This is a genomic window from Paenibacillus sp. J22R56, from assembly GCF_056269375.1.
Genome location: NZ_JBWDNV010000001.1, coordinates 360,915 through 385,229, shown reverse-complemented (window position 1 = coordinate 385,229; position 24,315 = coordinate 360,915). Strand labels below are relative to the sequence as shown.

Genomic DNA, 24,315 nt, shown 5'->3' with positions numbered 1-24,315 from the left:
GTTTTCAGATGTGCTGTCTATCAAATTGCTTAAACATAAAGTAGTAGATTCCTGCTGACACAACGGCAAGTACAGTTAATAAGGCGAAGGTGTCGTCATAACCTATCCAGTCACTAAGTGGAATAGACATTGGGGCTAGTGTACGTCCAATTGTGAATCGCAGGCTGGAGGCAGCAAAATATTGCCCGCGCATATGCTCAGGTGCAAGCCGGGATACAAACGTCTGCTGAGGTCCTGCTGTCATAAGCTCGGCAAGAGTAAAGACAACAATTGCCCCCGTTAAGCCCCAGAATGTGGACATTTGGCCAAACATCGCAATACCTGCTGCATACAAGAGAGCGCTCCCGATAAAAACAAATCGGTCCGTGAACTGCATCATCCATTTGGTCACTACTACAGTAAACAGCGCGACGAATAGTCCATTTTCCGAGACGATTAAACCAAACAGCTTCTCGCCGGATAATTGCAGGTCCCAGTCTCCAAATGCAAATACGGTGGTGGAGTGAATCGTCTCCTTAAGAAATACAGGGAACAACAGATCTAGCTGCATGAACGTCTGCGACAGAAGTACACCAGCAATAATGAAGAGCAGGAATACGCGGTCCGACGCAATAACCTTATAGTCTTGCAGCTGGGTGGAAGCAGCTTTATACCAAGGCTCGCTGCCGCTTCGTTTGGCTAGCATACTTTCTGGCGTTAAAGTCTCTCGCGTGAACCGGGCCAGCAATAATGCGACCATCAGACATACTGCACTTGCAGCAAGCAGAATGATGAATGGAGAGTTAAGGAAGAAGGCAGCGCCAACCAAAGGACCAACAACGACAGCCATATTGACCGCAGTGTAAAAGACGGCAAACACACTGGAGCGATGCTCCTCCGGCACCACATCTGCAACCATCGCTTGGCTGGCAGGCCAGTACAAGGTGCCGCATAAGCTAGCAAATGTAAATCCTATGAATCCGATCGGTGGGATCGTCAGCCAAGGAGATGCCGTTAACGCGAAGATACCGTAACCTACAGCCTGCCCGCTGGCGGCAAACACCATGACGGTTTTACGTCCAAGCCGGTCTGCGAAATAGCCTCCAAACAAATTAACAAGAACGGATAAAACCTGTGACAGAGTGAGCAATAGACCGGTTAAGCCCTTGCCAAACGACTGTGCGAAATAAATGGATAAGAACGGAAAGAACACCCAAAAAATAATGTTAAAGCTTGATTCTCCGATTAAGCGGACTTTTAAATTTTTGTCCCAATGTTTGATTCTCATGATGTCCTGAACCCTCTAGTTGTGATAGTCAATCCTACCATCATAACTGTTTGCTGGAATAGGGAGCAAGTGGTGCAAAAAGGAATTATTGCGACGTCGGATAACAGGACCTATAATTGTGTGAATATAGAATCGATGGCAAGGATATAGCACTTATCCAAGTAATAAAGGAGAGGAATAAGATGAGCCTAGTTAATCCAATTTTACTATCAATACCTGAAAGCTTTGAAAGTGCGAGACTTGTAATCCGTGCTCCATTGTACGGAGATGGTGAGGCCGTTAATGAAGCGGTTATTGAAAGCAGGGAAGAGCTGTTGCCATGGATGCCTTGGGCGAAAAACATACCTACCCTCCAAGAATCGGAGATTGGTATTCGGAAGTCACGGCTGGAATATCTGGCGCGGACAGATTTACGTCTTCTTCTTATTCATAAAGAAACAGGACAGCTTGTTGGCAGTAGCGGTCTTCACCGGATGGATTGGCAGGCACGTTCATTCGAGATTGGTTATTGGGCACGTACGTCCTATGCAGGACAAGGCTACATAACGGAAGCGGTAGATGCGATTACGAATTTCGCTATCCAAGTTCTAGAGGCGAACCGGATCGAGATTCTTTGTGATGCCCGTAACCAGCGGAGTGCCAAAGTAGCCGAACGTGCAGGCTTTACGCTGGAAGGTATCCTGAGAAATGACAAATGCGCAAATGACGGCTCGCTCAGGGATACGATGATTTTTGCGAAGGTTCGGGGAGCGGAGTTTTAAATATTTTGGACTTAATTTAGTGGATATATTTCCCTCTATAATTTGCAGATATCTCATGCTATAAATCAGATTTGAGGGGATAGGTCTAATGCTATTAAAAGTTTATTTTGTTTTTACAATAATCTGCTTTCTATACTTCAGAATCAGAAAGGTTAAGGCAGCTGAACAAGCCTTGATGAGAGCGCTAACCTGGGATAAGCTGTTTCAGAAAGATAAGGCGCTCGCGTATCTCATTAAATCAGTAGATCTAATGAAAGATGATAAGGAAAAAGCCAGCTTATTTAAAATGATTGGCATGAGATATTACCGAAAGAAAGAGTATAGCAAGGCGGTACATTATTTTGATCAATCATTCGAAATCGCACTGCCGTTAAAATTTTATTATAATTCGGAACTTCTTCATGTCATTATGGCTTATTTGCATCTTAATCAAAAAGATCGGGCAAAAGAGCTATACTACAATTTTCTCGAACGAAGTACCTATGATAAGAAGTTCTCTAAATTGAAGAAGCTCGATGGTTATTTTCGAAACTAACCAACAAAGCACATAAATGCAGTAGTGGACATAGTCCATCCGAAGCAGTCGGGAGGCTGCTTTTTTTGTGTCTGCTGAATCACTGAATTGCGGCAAATGGCTCACGAATGAAATGGAATAATCTTCTAGAATAATTGTGAGTCAAGAGAGGAGTGAAAGAGATTATGAAAAGCTCTATCCGAAACATCGCTTATCTGTTCATATTCAGCACCTTGCTGCTTTCAGGAGGCTTCACATTGCAGAGCAAGTACGCCTTTGCGGCCGAGGAGACCGTGCAAGAAACAATTGCGGGTAGTGCGCCAACCGCAACACCGGCAAGTGAAACCATTGATGAAGATACTTTTTTGAGAGGTCAGGTTTATGGTTCTGATCCAGATGGTGATCCTTTAACGTTTGAAGTAGCAGTTGGACCATCTCACGGCTCCATTGAGTTTAAATCTAATGGTACATATTCCTATTTGCCTCTGCCGAATTATTACGGAAGTGACAGCTTTTCTTTTATAGCTAAGGATGGTACAGCTTTATCGGCTGCAGCGACTGTTTCGATTACAATAAACTCCATCAATGATGTGCCATGGGGAGTTGCCAGATCTGTTTCTACGATTGAAGATACCAAAATAGTTGGTAAGCTTGTCGGACTTGATCTGGATGCGGGAACGACATTGACTTATTCGGTAGCAACAGCTCCGGTTAATGGGCTTCTATCACTTAACAGCTCTACAGGTGACTATGCCTATACGCCAAATCCAAGGTATAGCGGTTCGGATAGCTTTACTTTTAAGGTATATGATGGAGTGGTTTATTCTGCACCTGTGACCATCAAAATTACGGTAACTGCCTTGAGCGATCCACCCGAAGCGATTCCAGCAGAAGCGACGGTGGAGGCAGATACTGTGTTGGAAGGAGTACTGAGCGGTACTGATCCAGATGGAGATGATTTAACGTTCATGAAAGTCTCAGATCCAGCACACGGCATCTTGACTATAAATACGGCAACAGGGGCATATTCTTATACACCTGCAGCTGACTTTACCGGACAGGACAGCTTCACTTTCTCGGTAAGTGATGGTTCCAGCATATCATCGCCTGCAACAGTAACTATTATGGTTAACTCTGATAGCCATGCTCCAATAGCTAATGATGCAAGGGCTTCGACCAAGAAGGGCAAAGCATTAAAGGGTACATTAAGCGGAACGGATGTGGATCCAGGGACAACGCTGACTTTTGCCATAGCAACAAAGCCTAAGCATGGCACGGTAAAAGTGAATGCCGCTACTGGAGCTTATACGTACAAGCCAGCTGCTGGTTATACCGGACAGGACAGCTTTACCTTTACGGTGAGTAATGGTGAGTTGACTTCAGAAGAAGCGACAGTCAGCATTAAGGTAAAGCCTAAGAATGCTAAAAATATAACAAAAATTAAAGTTATCATTATCATCCGGAATAATACGGATTAATGGAACTAACGCAGCACAAAAAAACAGCGGCCGACTAATTCTAGTCGAGCCGCTGTTTTTGTTATTTTGCAGGAGGAATACTTTGCGGGTTGTTAAACACATTCTGCGGATCGTATTTCGCTTTTACCCTGCGCAGTCTAGGATAGTTCTTGCCGTAGTAGACCGGACCGGAGCATTTGATGCCTTGGTCAGGCACGTTGATATACGATCCTACGATATAAGGCTGCAGCTTCTTGCGTGTATTGCGAGTTAGGGCTATATTTCTCGCAGCATGAGATGGCTTCACCCATGAGCTGTTCCACTCGACATAGAATTTTGGTTTACGCCAATAGAAGGCGGTAGCTCTAGGGGCGATTTTACGAATAGCTCCACCCCAGTTGAGGAAGTAGAACCCGGCTGGAGTTCCTGCCTCAGCCTTCTCTAAGAACTCACGTATAGGTTTAAATGCTTTATCAGGGAATGGATGATTTCCGAAGCCGCTGGAGAATTGGTTGCTGTACTTTTGAGTAAGTACAGGGTCAGGAGCAAGTAGAAATTTCGTGGCTTCAAGGTAAGGAAGATACTTGATTGTTGGCGTAGGTGTTCCAACGCTTAGGATAGGCTTTAAGAAGCGAAGAGCTTCTGTTTTAGATCCCAGGAACAGCCCAAGCATACTTACATTGCCGCCTTTTTTCGGACCGATGGATAACTCGCTACCAAGTTTGGTGCTGGTGCCTGGAGCCCACCTTTGCCATTTCTTGACGACGGCTTCGAACTGGTTCCATGGCCAAGTAACGCTGAATACGGTAGCTTTGGCTGGAGCGCGCAGTACTTTGAATTTATATTTGGTATATACGCCAAAGTTGCCGCCGCCTCCCCCGCGGGTAGCCCATAGAAGATCGGAGTTGCGTTTTTTGCTCGCGCGAATCACTCGGCCCTTCGCATCAACCATTTCCACTGCAATAAGATTATCGCAGATCAGACCAGTCGTCCGTTGCAACGGACCGATACCCCCGCCAGTTGTGATGCCGCCGATCCCGACAGACGGACTGTCGCCAAAGGGAGCTATAAAGCCTTGCCGCGCAAGGGTATCAACAATTCTGCCTACTTGATTACCTGACTCTACCACAGCAGTTCTACATTTTTTATTCAACGTAATTTTCTTCATTTCGCTGACATCGATGACAATGCCTCCGTTAACCTGCGAAAGATTGGTCTCCAGAGCATGTCTGCCGCTTCTTGGACGAATAGGGACATTGTTCTTACGAGCCCATTTGATCGCGTTTGCTACGTCTTGTGTTCTTTGTGCAAAAACAAATACCTTCGGAAATCTGTCTGTATGAGGATCCCAGTTTTTACGCGCCGCATTATAACCTGGATCTCCTTTAAAAATCACTCGCCCGGTAAGCCCCGTCTTTGATTTCACGTGTCCATCTCCCTATAAGTAAATGACGATAATTTGAGATTAGGCAGGTACCGTATAGCGTATGAGGGAGATTAGCGGATGGTATAGGCAAAAGTAACGCAAACGTTTAAAAAATCACGCTAATGCATGGACGCCTCTCCGGCATCCTAATGAAAGTAGTTCGTTACAATCATACTCACGAGAAGCAAAATATGGTAACATACTCGGATAATCATAAATGAGATAAGGGGTAATTATGACTTTTCGCACACGTATCCTTTCTGCAGCAGGCGGAGTATTTTTTCTGACCATTCTGGTCTCATCATTTGCAAATACACGGAGTATCTATGATTCCGTATGGAAGATGCTCGCGGCACTAGCTGTAACTTTTATTGTCGTTGTATTCGTGATTTATTGGGCAACCCAACATTTGAGCAGAAAAATGTTCCTTATTGTTTTTCTAACGCTTGGTTTGGCCTGCCGCGTAGCTTGGATCCTATGGAATCCAGCCTTACCGGAATCAGATTTTCTTTTCATGTACAATGCGGCTCAAGAGGCGGCTTCGGGGAACTTTGCCTATAGCGATTCGCCCTACTATATCAGCTTTCCTTACCAGCATGGATTTACGATGTATGAGGCTGCGGTTATTAAACTGTTTGGCAATCACCTGATTGTACTCAAGTTGTTTAACGTTCTGTTCAGCATTGGGACAGCTGCCATTCTCTATTATTCGGCTAAAAAGGTATTTAATAACGAGAATTACGGTAGAGTTGCTGCACTTATTTATCTCTTTTATATACCGAATATACTTATGTGCTCGGTATTGACGAATCAGCATATATCGGTGTTTCTGTTTATGCTAGGATGTCTCTTACTGCTTAGAGGCAGGGAGTCGTTCATCCATTGGTTGCTTGCGGGGTTAGCTATCGGACTTGGGAATCTCATGCGGCCAATAGGAATTGTCTACTTGGCGGGGGCTGCTTTATTTGTCTTGCCGATGTTATGGCAGCTATGGCGTCGTTCCGCTAAGAGGCAGGCAGGTATGATGGCGGGCAGGCTTGGCAGTTTAATCATTGTTTATTATTTGGTGCAGTTGCTTGCCAGCGCATCGCTGATCTCCTCTGGTGTCACCCAGCATTCCTTATTTGAAGGAGAAAAATATTGGAAGTTTATGGTTGGTTTAAATGCTGAAACGAACGGCAGTTGGAATAAAGAGGATGCGAATTATGTAAATCAATATCCATATGGGGAAGAGCGCTATCAAGCGGAACTTATTAAGATTAAAGAGCGTCTGGAAGATAAGTCAGAAGTCGCGGCACTCCTCGGCAGAAAGCTTTCCATCATGTGGGGTTCTTCGGATTCAGCCGCCTATTGGAGCTTGCGGGGATTGGACAACTGGGAGCTGGAACAAAAACTGCAACGATGGGAAGGCCCTATGTATGTGTTGATGTGCGCATTTGGTGTTATTAGCATGATGGCTTTATGGCGAACAGGTAAGGGGAACGGGGCATTGTTGTATTTGGGTTTATTGCTTTTCTACATAGGCGCACATTTGTTAGTGGAAAATCAACCACGTTATCGGCTGGATTTTATACCAGTACTCATTTTGTTGCAGAGCTATGGGGCTTATCAGGTGTTCAGCTGGATACAAGATAGGCGCTTGGGGATTGCTTACAACCGTAAAAAAGAGCGCGGAGTTGGACTATAGAATATTGCTCTATAATACCTAAAAGGGTTTCTTTCTACTTAATATTAAAGTAAAGTGTCATATAGGAATATGGATGGGAGATGAAAAACATGGAGTATAACCGCGGGATCCAACCATAACAGGTGGTTGTTTAGGACAGCCACCAATTCATTTGATGAGGGTGGTAAATATGACTAAAAACAAATATGAAATCATTGAGCGTTTCCCTACTGTACTCGAACACAAGACTTTATGGGAAGCTGTCGGGTGGGGAAACATTAATATAGAAATGTCTAAGCAATCAATTGACAATTCTCTTTACGCCGTCGTTGTCGTGTGTAAGGAAGAGATTGTTGGCATGGGACGGATTGTTGGTGACGGAGCCATGTACTTCTATATCCAGGACGTGGCGATTGCACCTGAGCATCAGAAGAATGGTTTAGGAAAGCTAATTGTAGAGCGCTTGCTAGATTATATAAAGGAACGCCGCCATAAGGATGGGCTTGCCTTCGTTGGATTATTTGCTTCCCATGGCAATGATAAGTTTTATGAACAGTTTGGATTCAAAGATCATTCTCCTGGGATGACGGGGATGATTACGGTGTTTGAATAATCGCTTTGATTGAACAGGGTGATTTTCTATTGATAAACTTTTACTTTTAAGATGGTGCCAGAATGAATTGGTGCCGTCTTTTTTTTTGTCCCTAGTGTAGTTAGTTACTGTAAACTGAATTACAGATAAAGGATGTGACATTATTGATTAATGAACTAATTGAGGATATAAAGCGTATAGAAGATTGTAAAGTATTACCTCCATCAAATCAGCCGATACTTTTCAAGTATAATCATATCCTACCAGCTGACCTTCGTAGATTTTATGAACTATGTGGTGGTATCACATTATTTGAATCCGCCTCTTATGCTATGACGATTGTGCAGCCGAATAATTGCCTATGATCCTATATAGAAATCCGGAGGAAACATGGATTATTTTGATGATGAAGCTGCAAAGCTTGAAATGCAACGAAACAAACGAAAAGTGCATGTAGTGCTGTTTTCTATTGTTTTTCTAGTCATATGTTTCATTGGATATGGGATCTATTGGACATTTTGGGATATAAATAGACTGCCGAAAGGTGAGTTTATCTCGCAATCGAGCTCGCCGGACGGACACTATACAATTAAAGCTTATTTGTCTAATGGTGGGGCGACGACCGATTTTGCGGTAAGAGCAGAGTTGGTTACTAATACAAATGCACATAGAGTTAAAAATATTTATTGGAATTACCATGAGCAATCCGCAAAAATGGTCTGGATTGATAATGATACGGTAGAAATTAACGGGCATGAATTAAATTTACCGTATGAGAAATATGATTTTAGAACTCAGTAATGTAGTAATAAGAGGTTAGGAGGAGGCTAGTATTGGGGGCTAGTGACTTGAGGCGTGAGAAATATAAGTATCTTTTTCGAAAAGCAATAGTAGGCCAGATTTTCTACATCATCTTCATGCTCATTGCGAAGCAAATTTTTCATAGACCTTGGGATTATTATGATTATGTCGCTGGAATCGCTATGGGACTTATATTTGGCAGCATGAATTGGAAAGAAAAAGAGAGGAAAATTCGAGATGTATAAAAGAGGTGGGCTCAAGAGATGGTTACAGCCATCGTTCTCTTACTTATTGCGATTATACTTTTAATCTTTCCTAAATTGATCTGGAGATTCGGGACATCCAATATGATTAATGACGGGAGTAATGGCTGGGAAGATATTAGATCACTTCAATCCATGGCGAAAAAGCATCGTTTGAAAATAGTTCGGATCAGTAGTGTTATTTTTTTAATCGTCGGGATGGGGATCTTAATTATACTTCAACTGAAATAAAAGAGTTGAATGAACATGATTAGAAAAGGAAAACTTCATGATCGGATTAATTATTGCAACTGTGGGCGCAGTGAATGTATTTTGGCCGAAGAAAGTATGGTATATTAGTGAATTCATGTTAAGAATGAAAGATGGTAAATTTGTTTTTGCTACTTCAGAACCTAACAAGTTTGTCATTCTCCTTCATCGAATATTTGGTGCTTTCTTTTTGTTAATTGGAATTCCCCTTGTTGGAGCAGAAATTCTTGATATTTTTATCTAAACTAAAAACCGGTCGTCCCCAGGACGACCGGTTTCCTTTTACCCCACAACGCCTTCCGGCTTGCGGAAGAAGGACTTCAGGGCGTTATAGACTTCGCCTTTTTCGCGAATGACATAGTACATAAAATGGTTCATACCGACCTGTTCCTGAAGGACGTCCGGATGCCGTTCATGGATGGCATCACATCTCGCAACGGGTCTCCGAGCTATATCAATCTCTCTTAGAAAAGGAATGCTCTCTCGGAGCTGGCTTCAGGAATGTTAACGAACTTCCAAACGCGTCAAATAGACAAGCTCATCCTGCTTCTGTTTGCGGAACTGGCCGGGAGTCGTCCCCGTCCACTTGGAGAACTGCCGGATGAAGCTCTGAACATTATCGTAACCGATACGGAGGGCGATTCGCTCCAGAGAATCCCCTCCGCTGAGCAGAAGGTGCATCGCTTCTTGCTGTCGCAGTACGAACAAGTAATCGCGCGGGGACATACGGAACGTGCCCATGAATGACCGGTAGCAATGCCTGCGGCTATAGCCGAGCCGGCGCGCGATGGATTCCATCCAATTCTCTTCTTTCTCCCGGTCCTCGTCCCCTTGGACGGCGACGAACGCTTCGATCTCCCTCGCGATTCGAGCGGGAAGGGAAAGGTTTTCCTTCGAAGCGCCAGGTACCGGCAAGATGCGGTTGAGCTCGCTCTCTAGCAGATCGAGCATCTCGTACAGCGATCGATAGAGGCGGATTCGGGAGGCCCCCTGCGTCATGCGCTCCCGGAGGGCCTGCACGGCTGCGACCAGCTTGCGGTTCAACGGGTGGCCGCGATCAATGAGCAGCAGGCCTGATTCGGCCAACCGTTGCAGGAAGGCAGGGTCGTCGATCTGCACATGAAGGACGAAATAGCGGAGCGGTGCTTCGGATCGGAACGAGTGTAGTCGCATCGGGGGCACGAGAAGGAGGTCTCCCGCTTCCTGGCGGTAGGGGATTCCGCTGATTTCGGCCAGTTGTGTCCCTTCGAGAACGAGGTTGAGCTCGAACATTAGGTGATGCAGGTGCCTCCCGCAGGTCCAGCCCGCAGGGACGGCGGCGGAGTGGGCTCCATATAGGTACGCTTCCGATTTGCTGTTTGGAAAAGGCACATAGTCCTCCCAATGGTGATCTGCCATTGCAATATCTCCTTCGAACCGAATCATGTCCCAGTTGGTTAACCTTGCTCCCCGATCGGACCCTTTTCGTCCTAACGACTGTTACCAAAGCCGTTTATACTTTTGGGATACGTTACTATTATTCGCTTTTGCGAGCAGTTGCGCAACATTTGAAGGAGGTCGAAGCCGTGAAGATGTTTAAAAGAATGGAGAGCCCTTCCGCCGCGTTCGTTCGTCTGGACGGCGGATGGCGGGCGCTGACGCAGGTTCAGCCTGGAACATGGGAGTCCGAAGGGGTTACGGTTCGTCTAACGAACGATGATGGCCTCATAGCAGTGACTTTGGAGGCGCCAGCGGCTGCGCCGAGAGCCGTCAAGCTCCGGTGGGACGAGCGAGTCGAAGGGAATTGGCTCGTTTTGGGGGATCATTGGGAGCGGGCATACGGCGATTTGGAATGGCGCGGGCTGGTGCCCGAGAGGGTCCTGCCTTGGTATTTTCTAGCTCATGACGGTGTCCGGACGGCAGGCTGTGGGGTGAAAACGGGAGCGGGAGCGTTCTGCTTCTGGCAGCTTGATCCCGATGGTCTGACGTTGACTGCCGACGTCTCCTGCGGCAGCGAAGGCATCCGCTTAGGCAATCGCATACTGCCAATCGCCGAGATCGTCACGGATCCGGGAACGGAAGGAGAACGGCCCATTGTGGCGGCGCGACGGTTTTGCTCGCTTTTGTGCGACCGTCCCCGAATGCCGAAGCAGCCGGTCTATGGCGGAAACAACTGGTACTACGCCTATGGCAACAGCTCGCACCGGGATATTCTCGAGGATTCGCGATTCATATCCTCTCTGTCGGCGAACGTCGTCAATCGACCCTATATGGTCATCGACGACGGCTGGCAGTCGAAAAGTGGAGGGGGAGCCTGCAATGGCGGGCCTTGGACGGGTAACAGCAAGTTCCCGGATATGGAGCGGTTGGCACGGGAGATGAAGGAGATTGGCGTCAAGCCTGGACTTTGGTGCAGGCCGCTACTGACAGCGGAGGAGGTGCCGGCAGAATGGATTCGCTATTCGTCGAGTGGTGGCCATGTGCTCGATCCGACCGTTACCGGAGCGCTCGAATCGATCCGTGAGGCGGTCCGCACGATGGTTGGATGGGGCTTCGAACTGTTGAAGCACGATTTTACGACGTACGACCTGCTTGGCCAATGGGGATTCACGATGCGTTCCAGGCCGAACACGCTGCCGTACCCGTTCCGTGACCGATCGAGGACGACCGCGGAGATCACGTTGGAGCTATACCGGACGATTGCGGAAGCGGCTGGAGAGGCCGACGTGATCGGCTGCAATACGCTCGGCCATCTGGCAGCGGGCTTGTTCTCGATTCAGCGGACCGGTGACGATACGAGCGGCAAGTGGTGGGAGAGGACGCGCTATATGGGCGTCAATACGCTCGGCTTCCGAATGCCGCAGCACGGAACGTTTTTCAGCCATGACGCGGATTGCGTCGGTCTCACGGCCGACGTGCCATGGGAGCTGAATCGCGAGTGGCTTCGCTTGCTGGCTGGCAGCGGCACGCCGTTGTTCGTCTCGGCGGATCCGTCCGTCTTGACGAAGGAGCAGGAGACCGAGCTTCGGCGGGCATTCGAGCTGGCGGCAGTCGAACGGCCGGCGGCGGAACCGCTCGATTGGCTGCACACGACATGCCCGAGCCGCTGGCTGCTGAACGGAGAAGAGACGACATTCGCTTGGAACCAGGTTACAGGGGAAACGTTGGAGGAGAAAGACAACGGCTGGTGGTTGTGAAGCTGGAGCAAGGGTTCCCGTCGGCATTGTTCAACGAAGGGGCTTTGTTCGATCAGGCTGTAAAGGATAAGATTCACTAAAAAAACGAACGCGGGCTTGCGATTATCGGGAGGTTATCTCCTGCCAATACGCAAGCCCGCGTTTGTTTCAAAGTCCGTTAAAAGGATATGAAAAGACAGCGATTCAATAAAGATTACTATAGGTACGGCAGTTCAGCGATTTTATAATAAGTACGAATACGGCAAAGCCAGAGAAATTAAGATAATCATCGCAGTTAGGCAAGGAAGATCAAGCGCTGCTTGGCACGGAGTCCATTCGGCCGTTCCCGCCGGCAGCGGATCGGGCAGCCTGGGAGAAACTTGCTCCCGAATTGAAGGCAAGATGGACATCGCTTGCTGCGGGGAACCAGGACTTCAATTGGCCGATGCTGCGCATGGATCGTTGAATGGATTCGAAACGCGCTGGCGATATTCACGGGTATCTCCGGGACAATTGGGGCCGGAAGTTCACCGGATCGTGCTGAAGCTAGTGTCTCAGATGGTGGAAGGAGAATTAAAGTTGCGCTTCTCGCTGGAAGGCAGGGAAGCTGCGGGAGGGATGGAAGCATGTCAGAGCAGAAGTTGTACCCTGGCGTGGAATTGGATTTGGTCTGGGCGGAAGAGGCTTGGAGCAGGGCGGAAGTGAAAATCAGCCGGAGCGCCCGGACGATCGGAGTCGCCTTTCCGAACGGGACGAAAGACGGACGTTATGTCAGGGGACCTGAGCATGACTGGGTCGCCGGCTTTTGGCCGGGACTGTTGTGGCTTGCGTACCGCGAGAACGGTGATGAGGAACTCCGACGAGTCGCCCAAGCGTGCGAACGGCAGCTAGCGGATACGCTGCAGACCTACGACCTGCTGCATCACGACGTCGGCTTCATGTTCAGCTTGAGCAGCGTTGCCCAGCATCGTCTGGCCGAAGCGTCAGGGCGCGGGGGAGATGCGGACGCGAAGCGGCATGCACTCATCGCGGCCAACCTCCTTGCCGGAAGGTACAATCCGCAAGGCGAGTTCATCCGTGCCTGGCCGAATTGGGACGAAGAGGATCATACTGGCTGGGCGATCATTGATTGTCTGATGAATTTGCCGCTGCTGCATTGGGCCGGTCGCGAGATCAAGGATCCGCGGTACAAGCATATCGCGATCCGGCACGCCGACTCCGTCCTGCGCGATTTTCTTCGCCCAGACGGTTCGGTCTGCCATATTTTCCGCTATGATCCGGAGACAGGAGAGCCGATTGAGGCGCTGGCCGGGCAAGGCTACGCGGCGGATTCCGCTTGGGCGCGCGGAGCTTCCTGGGCACTGTACGGCTTCGCGCTCAGCTATCGGTACACGGGCGAGGCGCGGTATTGCGAAGCCGCGCTGCGGGTCGCTCGGTTCTTCGTCGCACGGTTGCCGGAAGACGCCGTCCCTTACTGGGACTTCTTCCTGCCGGAAGCTGGCCGGGAGTCGATGCCGAGAGATTCGTCCGCCGCGGCGATCGCGGCGTCCGGTCTGCTGGAGCTGGCCGAGTTGTTGAAAGCAGGCGAAGGAGCGGGAGTCGAAGACGCCGCTTGGTGCCGGATATCAGCCGAGCGGATCGTCCGGTCGCTGTGCGACCTCTATGCGGAATGGGGCGACGAGCATGAAGGCCTTCTGCTGCATGCGACAGGTTATTACTCACGAGGCGTGTATGTAGACGAATCGCTGATCTATGGTGATTATTTCTTCGTTGAAGCGCTCGCGAAGCTGCGGGGACGCAAGGAGCTATTCTGGTAAACGAAGAAATCGGAGATAAAAGGGCGCCGATGCTAGGGCAGCCTGCGGCGGAAGCTTACGACTTGCTCGATCAGGGGCTCCTTGAGCCTGCGGAGCTGCAATTGATATTTTCATAACGAGAGGATGTAGGGGATGAGAGATCCGATGCTGCGCAATCGTACGATTGAAGTGACTGCGGGAGGTTCGCAAAGCAACTATCCGGGTTTCACGTCTATGGCCGTTCAATCGGCGGTAGATGAAGCGACCCGGCATGGCGGCGGCATCGTGCGGCTGGACCCAGGAGTGTATGACGTGTACGGACCGATTCGGTTGACGGATCGGGTCACGTTGGCCGGCGCCGGACCGGAGACGGTACTGCGTAAGACGGACGGCTTCAAGAGCCCGTTTATCGTCGACGCCGACTACGGCGAGCTGCGCGTAGAAGTGGCGGACCCGAGCGGCTTCCACGTCGGGATGGGCCTACAAATTTTCGACGAGTCGCAAAAATGGGGTTGGGATGAAAGCACGGCGGTCATTACGGCGGTGGACGGCCATGTGCTGCGCTTTGACCGGCACCTGGAGCGCGATTACCGATCGGACGACGGTGGCATGGCAACGAATGCCTGCTCGATTATCGAGGCGGTGGACGTCGAGCAGGTTCGCGTGCGCGACCTTGCAATCGACGGTAACAAGGCAGCCAACGAGCCGATTGGCGGCTGCCGAGCGGGCGGGATCTATTTGAAGAAGGCACGCGATTGCATGATCGAGCGCGTCTTCGTGCACGACTTCAACGGTGATGGTATCAGTTGGCAGATTACCGAGAATATCTCGGTGCTTCACTGCGACGTTCGAGGCTGCAAAGGATCGGGGCTGCATCCCGGTGCCGGCTCGCACTCCTCTCGCGTCAAGGACAATACGTGCAGCGGCAACGGCACGACGGGGCTGTTCGTCTGCTGGCGGGTCCAGTTCGGCGAGTTCGAGCGCAACGTGCTGGAGCATAACGCCGTGTCTGGCATCTCGATCGGACATAGGGACTCTGACAATTGGTTCGCCGATAACGTCATACGCTGCAATGGGAATGGCGGCGTTTATTACCGCACGGAGAAAGCATCCAACGGTGCGAACCGCAACAAGTGGCTTCGCAACGTGATCGAGAATAACGACGGATTCGGATTCATCGTGAACGCTGGGTCCGTCGACAATGAGCTGAAGGACAATCTTATCCGCGATACGGGAGCGGGCAGGCAGACGGGGGACATCTGGCTGGCGGATGGAGCAGATCGCTTCCTGGCGAATGTGGAGTAGGCTGGAAAAAAGTGCGGTAGACGCTTGACCCATTCACTGGCGGAACGGGCATAGGAGATTAACGATAGGCGAATTACGACAACTGCAGATTACCGAGGCGGGCTGCGGAGGTATGGGTGAAAATACGATCAGCGCTTACTCCTGCATTCCCGGTGCGAAGCGTTCCGCGCAGAAGCGGGATCTCGTGCGGATCGCCGATATGGAATAACGAAGAAAAAGAAGCGGATTACGAGAGAGACCTTGCGAAGGAGTCTTGTGGAACATGACACATAGAAGAATAGAACCGACCATCTCGTACGTGGAGCGGATGCTTGACGGCACCGATTACCGCAGCATTACATCTTTAATGGAAAATTGGCGCTGCCATGCGGGAGACGCTCCAGGCGCGCAAGCTGCCTTCTATGACGACTCGGCATGGCGGATCGTACAGCTTCCGCACGATGATTCGGCGGAGTCGGATTTCAATGCCGCCTATCCGACGAACGGGTACGTTCGCTCGGGCGTTTTGTGGTACCGAACGTCGTTCGCTTCTCCGCAGCGGCATGTCGGCGGCAAACGTTACCTGATGTTCGATGGAGCCGCGATGAACGCCGAGGTGTGGGTGAACGGCCGCTGTCTGGGGACGCATCCCTACGCATTTACGCCATTCTGGTATGATCTTACGCCTTATCTTCGTCCCGCCGGGGAGGAGAACGTCCTTGCGGTCAAGGTGGACGCTTCTCTGCAGCCATTTGGCCGATCCTATCAAGGAAACGGGCTGTTTCGCCGCGTGCAGTTGATTGTCACGGCCCCCTTGCACATTGATGTATGGGGCGTGGTCGCCAGAACGGAGTCCATCGACTCCGAGGGCGCCGCGATATCGGTCGCAACGAACATCTCCGTGGGCCGTTATCCCGAGACGAAGTGGAACGCTTTTGTCTGGCAAGGGAATGGAATGGCGGACAATAACGAGATTAGCAAGAGCTGCCGATTAAGAACGGCGATCCTCGATCCGGAAGACCGCGAGGTGGCCGTAGCCGAGTCGGAGATGATCGTGCCGCAGTTCGGCAAACATCGGTTCGAGCAGCGGATGCGTGTGCCCAAACCCGCTCTTTGGAGTCCGGATCAGCCGAATCTGTACCGGGTCCACTCCGTTCTGTTCGTCGAGAACGAGCCGGCTGACGATGCGCTGACCCCGCTTGGCATTCGCACGTTATCGTTTACTGCCGGGAACGGCTTCGAGCTGAACGGAGTCGAGACGAAAATCAAAGGCGTCTGCCTGCACCAGGACGCGGCGATTTTCGGCGGGGCAGTTCAGACGCCTACATGGGCGAACAGGCTGGCCATGCTGAAGGAAGCCGGCTGCAATGCGGTCCGCACGTCGCATCACCCTTTTCCGACGGAATTTTATCATGTGTGCGATTACCTGGGGATGATGGTCATGGACGAAGCATTTGATGAATGGCGATTAGGCTGGGACCGTGGTTATTCGGACTCGCCATATGGCAAGAACGCCTACGGATATTATCTTTACTTCGACCAATGGTACGAGACAGATCTTCGGGCGATGCTGCGGAGGGATCGCAACCATCCGAGCGTCATCATGTGGAGCGTGGGCAACGAAATTCCGGATCTCTATTTTGACGAAGGAATCCCAATCTTGCGCAGGATGGTTGAGATTTGCAAGGAGGAGGACGACACCCGGCCCGTGACCGTATGCGCGGAAGGCAATCACCTGCTGCGCTTGCGGGAAGGCATCATGGATCTGGTGGACGTGCCGGGATATAACTATGTCGCCAGCCGGGAAGGCGACGCGTACTACGAACATTTACATGCCGAGCGTCCGAATCTGGCTCTGCTCGGCTCAGAGACTGAGTTCGAGCCAGAGCATTGGAAGCGCATTATGCAGAATCCCTACGTCATTGGCCAATTCCTGTGGGTCGGCATCGATTATTTGGGAGAAGGCGCCGACGTGCTCGGCGAGGACTCCGCACTGGGCTATACGTTCGATATCTCCGCGCTTGCGGGAGGGCGCCGCGGTTGGGGGTTCGGGCTCATCGATTCGGTCGGCACACCGCGAGGAGAGTACTACTTCCGTAGAAGCATCTGGGACGATGAGCCGTTCGTTCGCCTCGCCGTCAAGCAACCCGTTCCCGTTGCCGGCGAAACGTACGCTTACATGAATTCACAGTTTCACTGGAACTGGAACGAAGGCGAGCGTAAGACTGTATATGTCTTCACCAACTGCGATGTGGCGGAGCTGTTCCTGAACGGGCGTTCGCTCGGAGTATTGGCGAAGGATACGGAGAGTTACCGCGCGATCGAGCTGGACGTCGATTATATTCCCGGAACGCTCACTGCCGTGGGCCTGAACGAAGGGCAGCGAATATGCGAGGACACACTGGTCACTGCAGGAGGCGCGGCGCGGCTGGAACTGAGCTGCGACAGTGAAGGGTTGTCCGCGGACGGACGGGACTTCGCGGAGCTGCGAATTGTTGTTGTCGACAAGGATGGCCACCTTGTGCCTGACGCTGCGCATTTGATTTCCGTCACGGTACAAGGCAGCGGAAGCCTGCTCGGCGTTTACTCGGCGGACGTGACGAGCAGCGAGAGCTACCGTTCTTCGGGCTGCCGCGCCTACCGCGGAATCGCTGCCGCCATCGTGCAAGCGGGACGGGATCCGGGAGCGATTGCCATTGAAGCTTCGGCACCAGGGCTATCTTCAGCGAGTTGGATGTTGCCTTGTGACAAGCATGAATAGGCTTGCTCCAGCCGATAACAACCAGCGATTCCATCGCATACGCGTCCGTCAAGGTAGAGCAATATACATATGCGTGAGATGAAATGGGAGGATAAGGTGAACCTATTGCCGGACTTTAAGATCGCTGCGCAACAAATGTTGTTTTGTTGGAATACGGATAACGACCAGGCCGTACTTGAACGGGATGGCCGCATCGTGTGGCAAGGAAGTCTGCTGCCTTCGTTTGAGCTCTCGGATGAAAACGGACAGACTCTTTATACGGATGCGATTATCTCGAATGTGTCAACGCTTTCGAATTCTCGCTCTGAGATCGCGCTTGAATTCGGTGAATTAGGAAGAGGCTCCCTTCAGGTGAACACCGAAGCATGGGGAATCCGATTTTCCAGTCTGGAAGTCGTATGGCATCAGCCGACCTCTATCATAGCGCTCTATTTTGGAACGAAGGAAATGACGGACATACAACGCCGGTGCGCACCATCGCTTGCCAAGCCCTTTTGGCCGAACTGGAAAGCGGAAGGGTACTGCCTGCCGTGCGCAGGCACGAATCCGACGCGCAGCTTTTGGCGTTTTTTTGATATGGGCGATTCGCTGCTGCCTCTCGGAAGCTTTGGCGATGCGATGGGAACGTCTTATGCGGCTGCTTATCCGAGGCCGCTTTATGCTGCGGCGATGGGTGGCGGTGACGGATGGCTGTCGTTTGGACCTGGAGCAATCCCGGATGCGGCGCTATCGTTGCAGTTAAAATCCGCCACTGCTTGTATGCAGTATTTATACAGGGAGGATTTGTGGGAAGCGCCTGACCTGCTGAATCGAAGATGGAGTGAACCGCTCAGACTTGCCTGGGGGATGAATGGATACGATGCCTATGACCGGCTGTATCAAACCTTTCCGGTAAGTGGTCCTAAATCGCCCCTTCAAGCAAAATCGTTTGTATGTACATGGGGCGATTTCAAGGAAGGTCAGTTTGATCTAAAGGCCATTACGGAACGGGTTTCGCGATCGGCCCCTGCCGATATGATCGTGCTCGACGAATATTGGGAGACCTGCGACAGCAGCGGAATTCCGGACTATAACCGGTTTCCGGAGTTTGACAGGGACATTGCGCATATGCGGGCAGAAGGCTTCGAAATTGCGGTATGGCAGTCAATCGGCTGGATTGACCAGCCTGAGGCGTTTGGCCTGACCGATTGGGATCTGTTATGCGGAATGGACGGGAAGCCGAGGCTCTGGCGATGGTCGGGCGATCCGATATACGGCGAGTCCTATCATTACTGCCTGGATCCCAGCTCGGAGCGGACCAGATCGTTTCTAACCGAACGTACCAGGACCGTCATCAACCGGCTGAAGCCTGCAGCTCTGAAGCTGGATTTCGGCTATGGCTTGCCCGGGCCGGACGTAAGCGTGCCGCGTTGTCCGGAATTGCGGGGAGAACGGCTTTGCTCGGAGCTGCTCAAGATCATTACGGACGCGGCAAAGGAGGCAAAGCCGGATATCGCGATAATCTATTACGGGCTGCATCCGCTGCTGCATTATCACTTCGACGTGATCAATATCGATGATCTAGGCGACGCTGGAGATAGTGCGGAATATGAGGCTCTTGGGCACAATCAGCGCTGCATGTGGTCGGCACTTGCGGCGCGCCATGGCATGTTGATCAATACATCGACAGGCTATTACTGGGAGACGTTGGAGCAGATTTTACTCAACACCGCCGTTGTCGGCACCAATGGCTTAACGCTCGGAGCTATCGATCGTACCGGTAAGGCGATGACCGATTCACAGCGGCTCCGCTGGCTTGCGCTGGACAGGTGGCGCAGGCCCAGCAGCGGCTGGTCTCCGTTATGGCTTGACGCCGATTTCGGAGATGTGAGCCGCGAGCCGGTCATCCGGTCATGGGGACGGGTGGAAACCCATCAGGGCGGTGACAGGATAACGGCTCTCGCATTACGGCATACGTCAGGCGATGAGACGGCTTTTCCACAAGTGTCAGGTATTCGTTTCACGGGGGAGTGGGCGCTTATCGCTCAAGACAATGAGGACATCTGGCAATGCTCCAAGCTCGCCTGTATCCCGTTTTCTCCCGGTGCTCTTACCATTGAGGGAGCCTTCGAAGCTGTTATTGAATTCCGTCATCAAGAAGAGCGTGAAACGAGTATGGCTTCGACTTCCGATCATAACGGAAACGTGACCGTAAGCATAAGCGGTAATGAACTTAATGAGATCGTCGGATTTATGTTCGTACGACAATAAAAAACGGCAGGGGCTGTCCAGGCGGGCAGCCCTTTCGTCATGTCTATCAACAAAATCCTATCATTGATTTTTTGGAACTTCGCACACTTGGATGGGTCGTAATCTTTTTGAAAGCGCTTTATAATAGGGTGGTACGATCTGTATACAATCACAAATACTGGACTTTTGAGAGGGGTGACAGGGGATGGAGGAGAATCGCGAATGGCATGCCAAATGGATATGGCTGGATAAGAACGCGGCGTCCGGCACGAGGCAAGAGCGAACATATTTGCGCAGAACGTTCCGCATCTCGGATTCGGGCAAATCCTGGCTTACAGTAGATGTGACGGCGACAGCCGATATCGGCTGTCTATGAACGGGTTCTGGGTATCGGGCGGCCCTGCCAAAAGTAACGGATGGAGCCATACGGGCCGGCGTACCTACGCTGATCGTGCTGCCGAACGGCGAGATCCGCGATTCGGACAAAGCTTAATTGATCGAAGTTTCTCGCAGAGGAAGCTTTTATGCTTGTTCCACAGATAAGATGCCGAATTTTATACGCAAGGGGCGGCTCGAAATGAAGATTTTTCGAAAACAACAGTGGAGAATGACGATATTTCCGAAGCTGATCATAGCCTTTCTGCTTGTGGTCGCTCCGATCTACGGAATCGGTCTTTGGATGAATCAGCTAGGCGAGAAGAGCGTCCGCGAGGAGCTGTCGAAATCGCTCCAGTCGCGGGTCGATTTCTACCTGAGCTCGCTTGAGGCAGGAAATGAGCAGATGAGTGGGCTGCTGCAGCAATATGCTATAGACAAAGACATCCAACACGCCGCATTTATCAGCAATACGATGTCGATCGGAGCATGGACGGAGACGGTGCAGCGCATCCAGGACAAGCTCCAGCAGATCAAGTACTCGAGCCTCTACATCAAAAACGTAAGTGCTCACATTCTGACACTGAAGCGCACGATATCGAGCAACGAAACGATCAGCGACACGATCAATCCCGATTATGAGGCTGTTGCCTCCGTAGCTAAACTCCGGGGCGTAGGCAATTATTACTGGAAAGACCGGCTGTTCATGGCGGTAGCCTATCCCGGTTCCGATCTGCCGAACATGGAGGAAACGTTCGCGCTTTCGATCGAGATCAACCAGGAGGCGATGAAGCAGTCGCTGCAGAACTTCTCCGACTACCAGAACGCGGGAGCGATGCTGGTCAATCCGGAGAACGGCTGGAGCCTCGGCAACCAAACAGACGAAGGAATTACGAAAGAGCTTTTGAACTACTTGAAAAACCGTCCAGAGGACAGCGCAGATGAAGGCTATAAGCAAATTTCAGCGGGATATTTCGTCGCCTATAAGCGTTCGCCTACGTTTGGTTACTACTTGATCGCCTACGTGCCATCGGTCGAAATGCTCGGTCCGATCTACAAATACCGGATACTGCTGTGGCTGCTGTCGTTTGTCTCGCTCGTTTTTATCGTCGCCTACTCTTACTGGCTCTATCAGCTCATCCGGAAGCCGCTGCATCGAATGATTACCGGATTCCGGAAGGTAGAGGCGGGAATGATGGAGCCGATTCCGCTCCCCAAGTCTCGCGATGAGTTCCAATACCTGTTCCAACGATTCAATATGATGACGAACAATTTGAAGGTGCTCATCCAGGAAGTTTACGAACAGAAGCTGCGCGCCCAGACGTCGGAGCTGAAGCAGCTGCAGTCGCAGATCAATCCGCACTTTCTGTATAATACCTACTTTATCCTATACCGCTTGGCGAAGATGCACGATAATGACAGCGTAATTCGGTTCAGTCAGCATCTTGGGGAGTATTTCCAATACATAACCCGCAACGGCTCCGATGATGTGCCGCTCGAAGCGGAGATTAAGCACTCCCGTTCGTATGTAGAAATTCAGAGCATCCGCTTCGCCAAGAGCCGCATTACCGTTGATTTCAGCGAACTGCCCGAAGGTTGCGGGGATATGCGGGTACCGAGGCTCATCCTGCAGCCGTTCATCGAGAACGCGTACCAGTACGGGCTCGAGACTAAGCGCAGGGATGGCAGAATCGCCGTGAAGATGACTGAGCGGGATGGACAATTGCTCATTTCGGTCGAGGATAACGGCGAGCAGCTGACGAACGCCGACCTTCAGCAGCTCGAAGCGAATTTAGAGAAACAGCGCGCGGGTATGGAATATACCGGCATGCTGAACGTTCACCGCCGGCTGCAGATCCGGTTCGGCGCCGAGTATGGCGTGTCCGTCGCCCGCAGCGAAATGGGCGGCATGAAAGCGACATTGAGGCTGCCGATGCCTCAGTTCTCGGGCAAACCTGTGGAACCTTCAGATACTTTAGACGCGAAAGGAGATTAAAAAGCCATGTACCGGTTGTTGATCGTAGATGATGAACCGATTATCGTCGAAGGCTTAAGCGAGCTATTCTCGCAGTCCGACTATCCATTGGAGGTCTATCAAGCGTTTGACGGACTGGAAGCGCTGGCGGTCGCGCGGAAGCTGCGCATCGACATTCTGCTGACGGATATCGAAATGCCGGAGATGAACGGCATCGAGCTGCAGAAGGAGGTGCTGCGCCTTTGGCCGCGCTGCAAGTCGATTTTCCTGACCGGCTATAACGAGTTTGGCTATATCCAGTCGTCTATTCGCGGAGGAGCGATCGATTACGTGCTGAAGACGGAAGGAGACGATTCGATCGTCGCCTCTGTCAAGAAGGCGATTCGCGTCATTGCCGAGGAAGTGACCTACGAAGGCCTGATTGAAAGCGCTCGCTCCTCCCTAAAGCTGGCGCTGCCGGCGCTGCGCAAGGAGTATTTGACCGGGCTGCTGGAAGGGGAAGCTTCGTCGTCCGCCGCGCGGAGAGAGCGGTTCGCGCAGTTTGAAGTGCCGCTCGATCCGGACTTGCCGGTCGTCATGGCCGTCGCCCGGATCGACCGCTGGCGGGAGGATAGGACGGTAGGCGATAAGGTGTTGTTCGCTTATTCGATCAACAACATCTTCGAAGAATTCGTAGCGCTGGAATTCCACCTGACGTCCTTCAGAGGCAATCACGAGCGGCTGATCTGGCTGCTGCAGCCAAAGGCGGAGTCGGGGTACCGCCAGGCGATCGTCGGCAATTCGGCGCTGCGCACGTCCGCGGAAGTCGATCCCGAAGCCGGCCTGCACGCTTACTTGCTTGGGATGCTCGAATCGGTGCAAGACGCTTGCAGCCGCTATTTGAAGCTCGCGTGTTCGTTCGTCGTCTCGAGCGAGCCGTTCGAGTGGGACATGCTCTCGTCCAAATACGAACGGCTGTCGCAGCTGTTCGGCCGCGGACTTGGACTCGGCAGCCAGATGCTGCTGTCGGACGACCGGGCGAAGGAAAGCGGGGACGAGAAGGCGCGAAGCAAGGTCAAGCGCATCCGGATGCTCGACCAATACTTGGTGCAGAAGGAACGGGCGAAATTCGAGCAGCTGTTCGACGAGATTACGGAAGCCGTCGGGGAGCCGGCGACGCTTGCGGCGGGCTTGCCGCTCGAGGTGTTCTATGAGCTGTCCGCGATCTTCATCCCGCATCTGAATCGGTTCGAAGCGCTCGGTGACGTCCGAGGCCACGCCATCCCGGGCAAGCTGTTCTCTATCCGCGAGCATCGTTCGTGGAGGGAGGCTTCCGGCTTTTTCCGCGAGCTGGCGGAATTGCTGTTCGAACGCATGGAAGGCGGCAATGAGCAGGAGACGAGTGAAGTCGTCGAGCAGCTTCATCAATATGTGGAGGAGCAAATCGAAGGGGATCTGTCGCTGAACCGCCTGGCTGAGCACGTCTATTTGACGCCTTTTTACCTCTCCAGATTGTATAAGCAGAAGACGGGCCATACCATCAGCGACTATATCACGAGGAGGAGAATCGAAATAGCGAAGCGGATGCTTGGCGAGAGCAACCTTAAAATTCATGAGATCGGCATGCGGATTGGGTACGATTCTGCATCCTATTTCACCCGGTTTTTCAAAAAAACGACATCGTTGACGCCTCAGGAATACCGCGATTCGCTCAAGTAGATATGAAAGGATAAGGAATGTAAACGGTTTATTATATTCGCTGTGT

Annotated in this window: 20 protein-coding genes; 17 read left to right on the top strand and 3 right to left on the bottom strand. The window is 51.4% G+C overall.

Going from position 1 to position 24,315, the window contains the following annotated elements; genetic code table 11:
- Positions 1-4 precede the first annotated feature (4 nt).
- Positions 5-1,267 carry an MDR family MFS transporter gene (locus AC0YNT_RS01605; protein ID WP_475803045.1) on the bottom strand — a complete coding sequence of 421 codons (1,263 nt, stop codon included), beginning with the start codon at positions 1,265-1,267 and terminating at the stop codon, positions 5-7.
- A gap of 182 nt (positions 1,268-1,449) precedes the next feature.
- Between AC0YNT_RS01605 and AC0YNT_RS01600 the strand changes: the two genes are divergently transcribed.
- The 3 genes from AC0YNT_RS01600 (at position 1,450) to AC0YNT_RS01590 (ending at position 4,020) form a co-directional block, all read left to right on the top strand.
- Positions 1,450-2,028 carry a GNAT family N-acetyltransferase gene (locus AC0YNT_RS01600; RefSeq protein WP_475803044.1) on the top strand — a complete coding sequence of 193 codons (579 nt, stop codon included), beginning with the start codon at positions 1,450-1,452 and terminating at the stop codon, positions 2,026-2,028.
- 88 nt (positions 2,029-2,116) lie between these two features.
- Positions 2,117-2,563 (top strand): hypothetical protein, encoded by a 447-nt coding sequence (locus AC0YNT_RS01595; protein ID WP_475803043.1) that lies wholly within the window; start codon positions 2,117-2,119, stop codon positions 2,561-2,563.
- A 164-nt stretch (positions 2,564-2,727) separates the two neighbouring features.
- On the top strand, positions 2,728-4,020 hold the full coding sequence (locus AC0YNT_RS01590; protein ID WP_475803042.1) for an Ig-like domain-containing protein: 1,293 nt from the start codon (positions 2,728-2,730) through the stop codon (positions 4,018-4,020).
- Positions 4,021-4,081: 61 nt separating this feature from the next.
- On the opposite strand, the gene AC0YNT_RS01585 is transcribed toward AC0YNT_RS01590, so the two are convergent.
- Positions 4,082-5,425 carry an FAD-binding oxidoreductase gene (locus AC0YNT_RS01585; protein ID WP_475803041.1) on the bottom strand — a complete coding sequence of 448 codons (1,344 nt, stop codon included), beginning with the start codon at positions 5,423-5,425 and terminating at the stop codon, positions 4,082-4,084.
- Positions 5,426-5,660: 235 nt separating this feature from the next.
- On the opposite strand from AC0YNT_RS01585, the gene AC0YNT_RS01580 reads away from it, so the two are divergent.
- From AC0YNT_RS01580 to AC0YNT_RS01560, 5 genes are all read left to right on the top strand, one after another.
- The gene (locus AC0YNT_RS01580) at positions 5,661-7,112 is read left to right on the top strand and encodes an ArnT family glycosyltransferase (protein ID WP_475803040.1); all 1,452 of its coding nucleotides are present in this window, start codon (positions 5,661-5,663) and stop codon (positions 7,110-7,112) included.
- Between the two features lie 169 nt (positions 7,113-7,281).
- Positions 7,282-7,704, top strand: coding sequence for a GNAT family N-acetyltransferase (locus AC0YNT_RS01575; RefSeq protein WP_475803039.1), 423 nt, complete (start codon positions 7,282-7,284; stop codon positions 7,702-7,704).
- A gap of 369 nt (positions 7,705-8,073) precedes the next feature.
- On the top strand, positions 8,074-8,484 hold the full coding sequence (locus AC0YNT_RS01570; RefSeq protein WP_475803038.1) for a DUF5412 domain-containing protein: 411 nt from the start codon (positions 8,074-8,076) through the stop codon (positions 8,482-8,484).
- A 32-nt stretch (positions 8,485-8,516) separates the two neighbouring features.
- Positions 8,517-8,729 (top strand): hypothetical protein, encoded by a 213-nt coding sequence (locus tag AC0YNT_RS01565; protein WP_475803037.1) that lies wholly within the window; start codon positions 8,517-8,519, stop codon positions 8,727-8,729.
- 286 nt (positions 8,730-9,015) lie between these two features.
- Positions 9,016-9,240, top strand: coding sequence for a DUF6199 family natural product biosynthesis protein (locus AC0YNT_RS01560; protein ID WP_475803036.1), 225 nt, complete (start codon positions 9,016-9,018; stop codon positions 9,238-9,240).
- 260 nt (positions 9,241-9,500) lie between these two features.
- On the opposite strand, the gene AC0YNT_RS01555 is transcribed toward AC0YNT_RS01560, so the two are convergent.
- The gene (locus tag AC0YNT_RS01555) at positions 9,501-10,394 is read right to left on the bottom strand and encodes an AraC family transcriptional regulator (RefSeq protein WP_475803035.1); all 894 of its coding nucleotides are present in this window, start codon (positions 10,392-10,394) and stop codon (positions 9,501-9,503) included.
- Between the two features lie 173 nt (positions 10,395-10,567).
- On the opposite strand from AC0YNT_RS01555, the gene AC0YNT_RS01550 reads away from it, so the two are divergent.
- The 9 genes from AC0YNT_RS01550 to AC0YNT_RS01510 all read left to right on the top strand — a co-directional run bounded on the left by AC0YNT_RS01550 (position 10,568) and on the right by AC0YNT_RS01510 (position 24,269).
- Positions 10,568-12,172 carry an alpha-amylase family protein gene (locus tag AC0YNT_RS01550; protein WP_475803403.1) on the top strand — a complete coding sequence of 535 codons (1,605 nt, stop codon included), beginning with the start codon at positions 10,568-10,570 and terminating at the stop codon, positions 12,170-12,172.
- A gap of 605 nt (positions 12,173-12,777) precedes the next feature.
- Positions 12,778-13,968: a glycoside hydrolase family 88 protein gene (locus tag AC0YNT_RS01545; protein WP_475803034.1), complete on the top strand. Its 1,191-nt coding sequence runs from the start codon at positions 12,778-12,780 to the stop codon at positions 13,966-13,968.
- A gap of 132 nt (positions 13,969-14,100) precedes the next feature.
- Positions 14,101-15,252: a right-handed parallel beta-helix repeat-containing protein gene (locus AC0YNT_RS01540; protein ID WP_475803033.1), complete on the top strand. Its 1,152-nt coding sequence runs from the start codon at positions 14,101-14,103 to the stop codon at positions 15,250-15,252.
- Positions 15,253-15,368: 116 nt separating this feature from the next.
- Positions 15,369-15,518 (top strand): hypothetical protein, encoded by a 150-nt coding sequence (locus tag AC0YNT_RS01535; protein WP_475803032.1) that lies wholly within the window; start codon positions 15,369-15,371, stop codon positions 15,516-15,518.
- Positions 15,515-17,992, top strand: coding sequence for a glycoside hydrolase family 2 TIM barrel-domain containing protein (locus tag AC0YNT_RS01530; protein ID WP_475803031.1), 2,478 nt, complete (start codon positions 15,515-15,517; stop codon positions 17,990-17,992). The genes AC0YNT_RS01535 and AC0YNT_RS01530 overlap by 4 nt, the downstream gene beginning before the upstream one ends.
- 96 nt (positions 17,993-18,088) lie before the next feature.
- On the top strand, positions 18,089-20,242 hold the full coding sequence (locus AC0YNT_RS01525; protein WP_475803030.1) for an alpha-amylase family protein: 2,154 nt from the start codon (positions 18,089-18,091) through the stop codon (positions 20,240-20,242).
- Positions 20,243-20,426: 184 nt separating this feature from the next.
- Complete coding sequence (locus tag AC0YNT_RS01520) at positions 20,427-20,597, top strand: hypothetical protein (RefSeq protein WP_475803029.1); 171 nt, start codon at positions 20,427-20,429, stop codon at positions 20,595-20,597.
- A gap of 201 nt (positions 20,598-20,798) precedes the next feature.
- Entirely contained in the window at positions 20,799-22,592 is a 1,794-nt protein-coding gene (locus AC0YNT_RS01515) for a sensor histidine kinase (RefSeq protein WP_475803028.1), read from the top strand.
- Between the two features lie 6 nt (positions 22,593-22,598).
- Positions 22,599-24,269, top strand: a complete 1,671-nt coding sequence (locus tag AC0YNT_RS01510) for a response regulator (RefSeq protein WP_475803027.1) — start codon at positions 22,599-22,601, stop codon at positions 24,267-24,269.
- Positions 24,270-24,315: the final 46 nt, after the last annotated feature.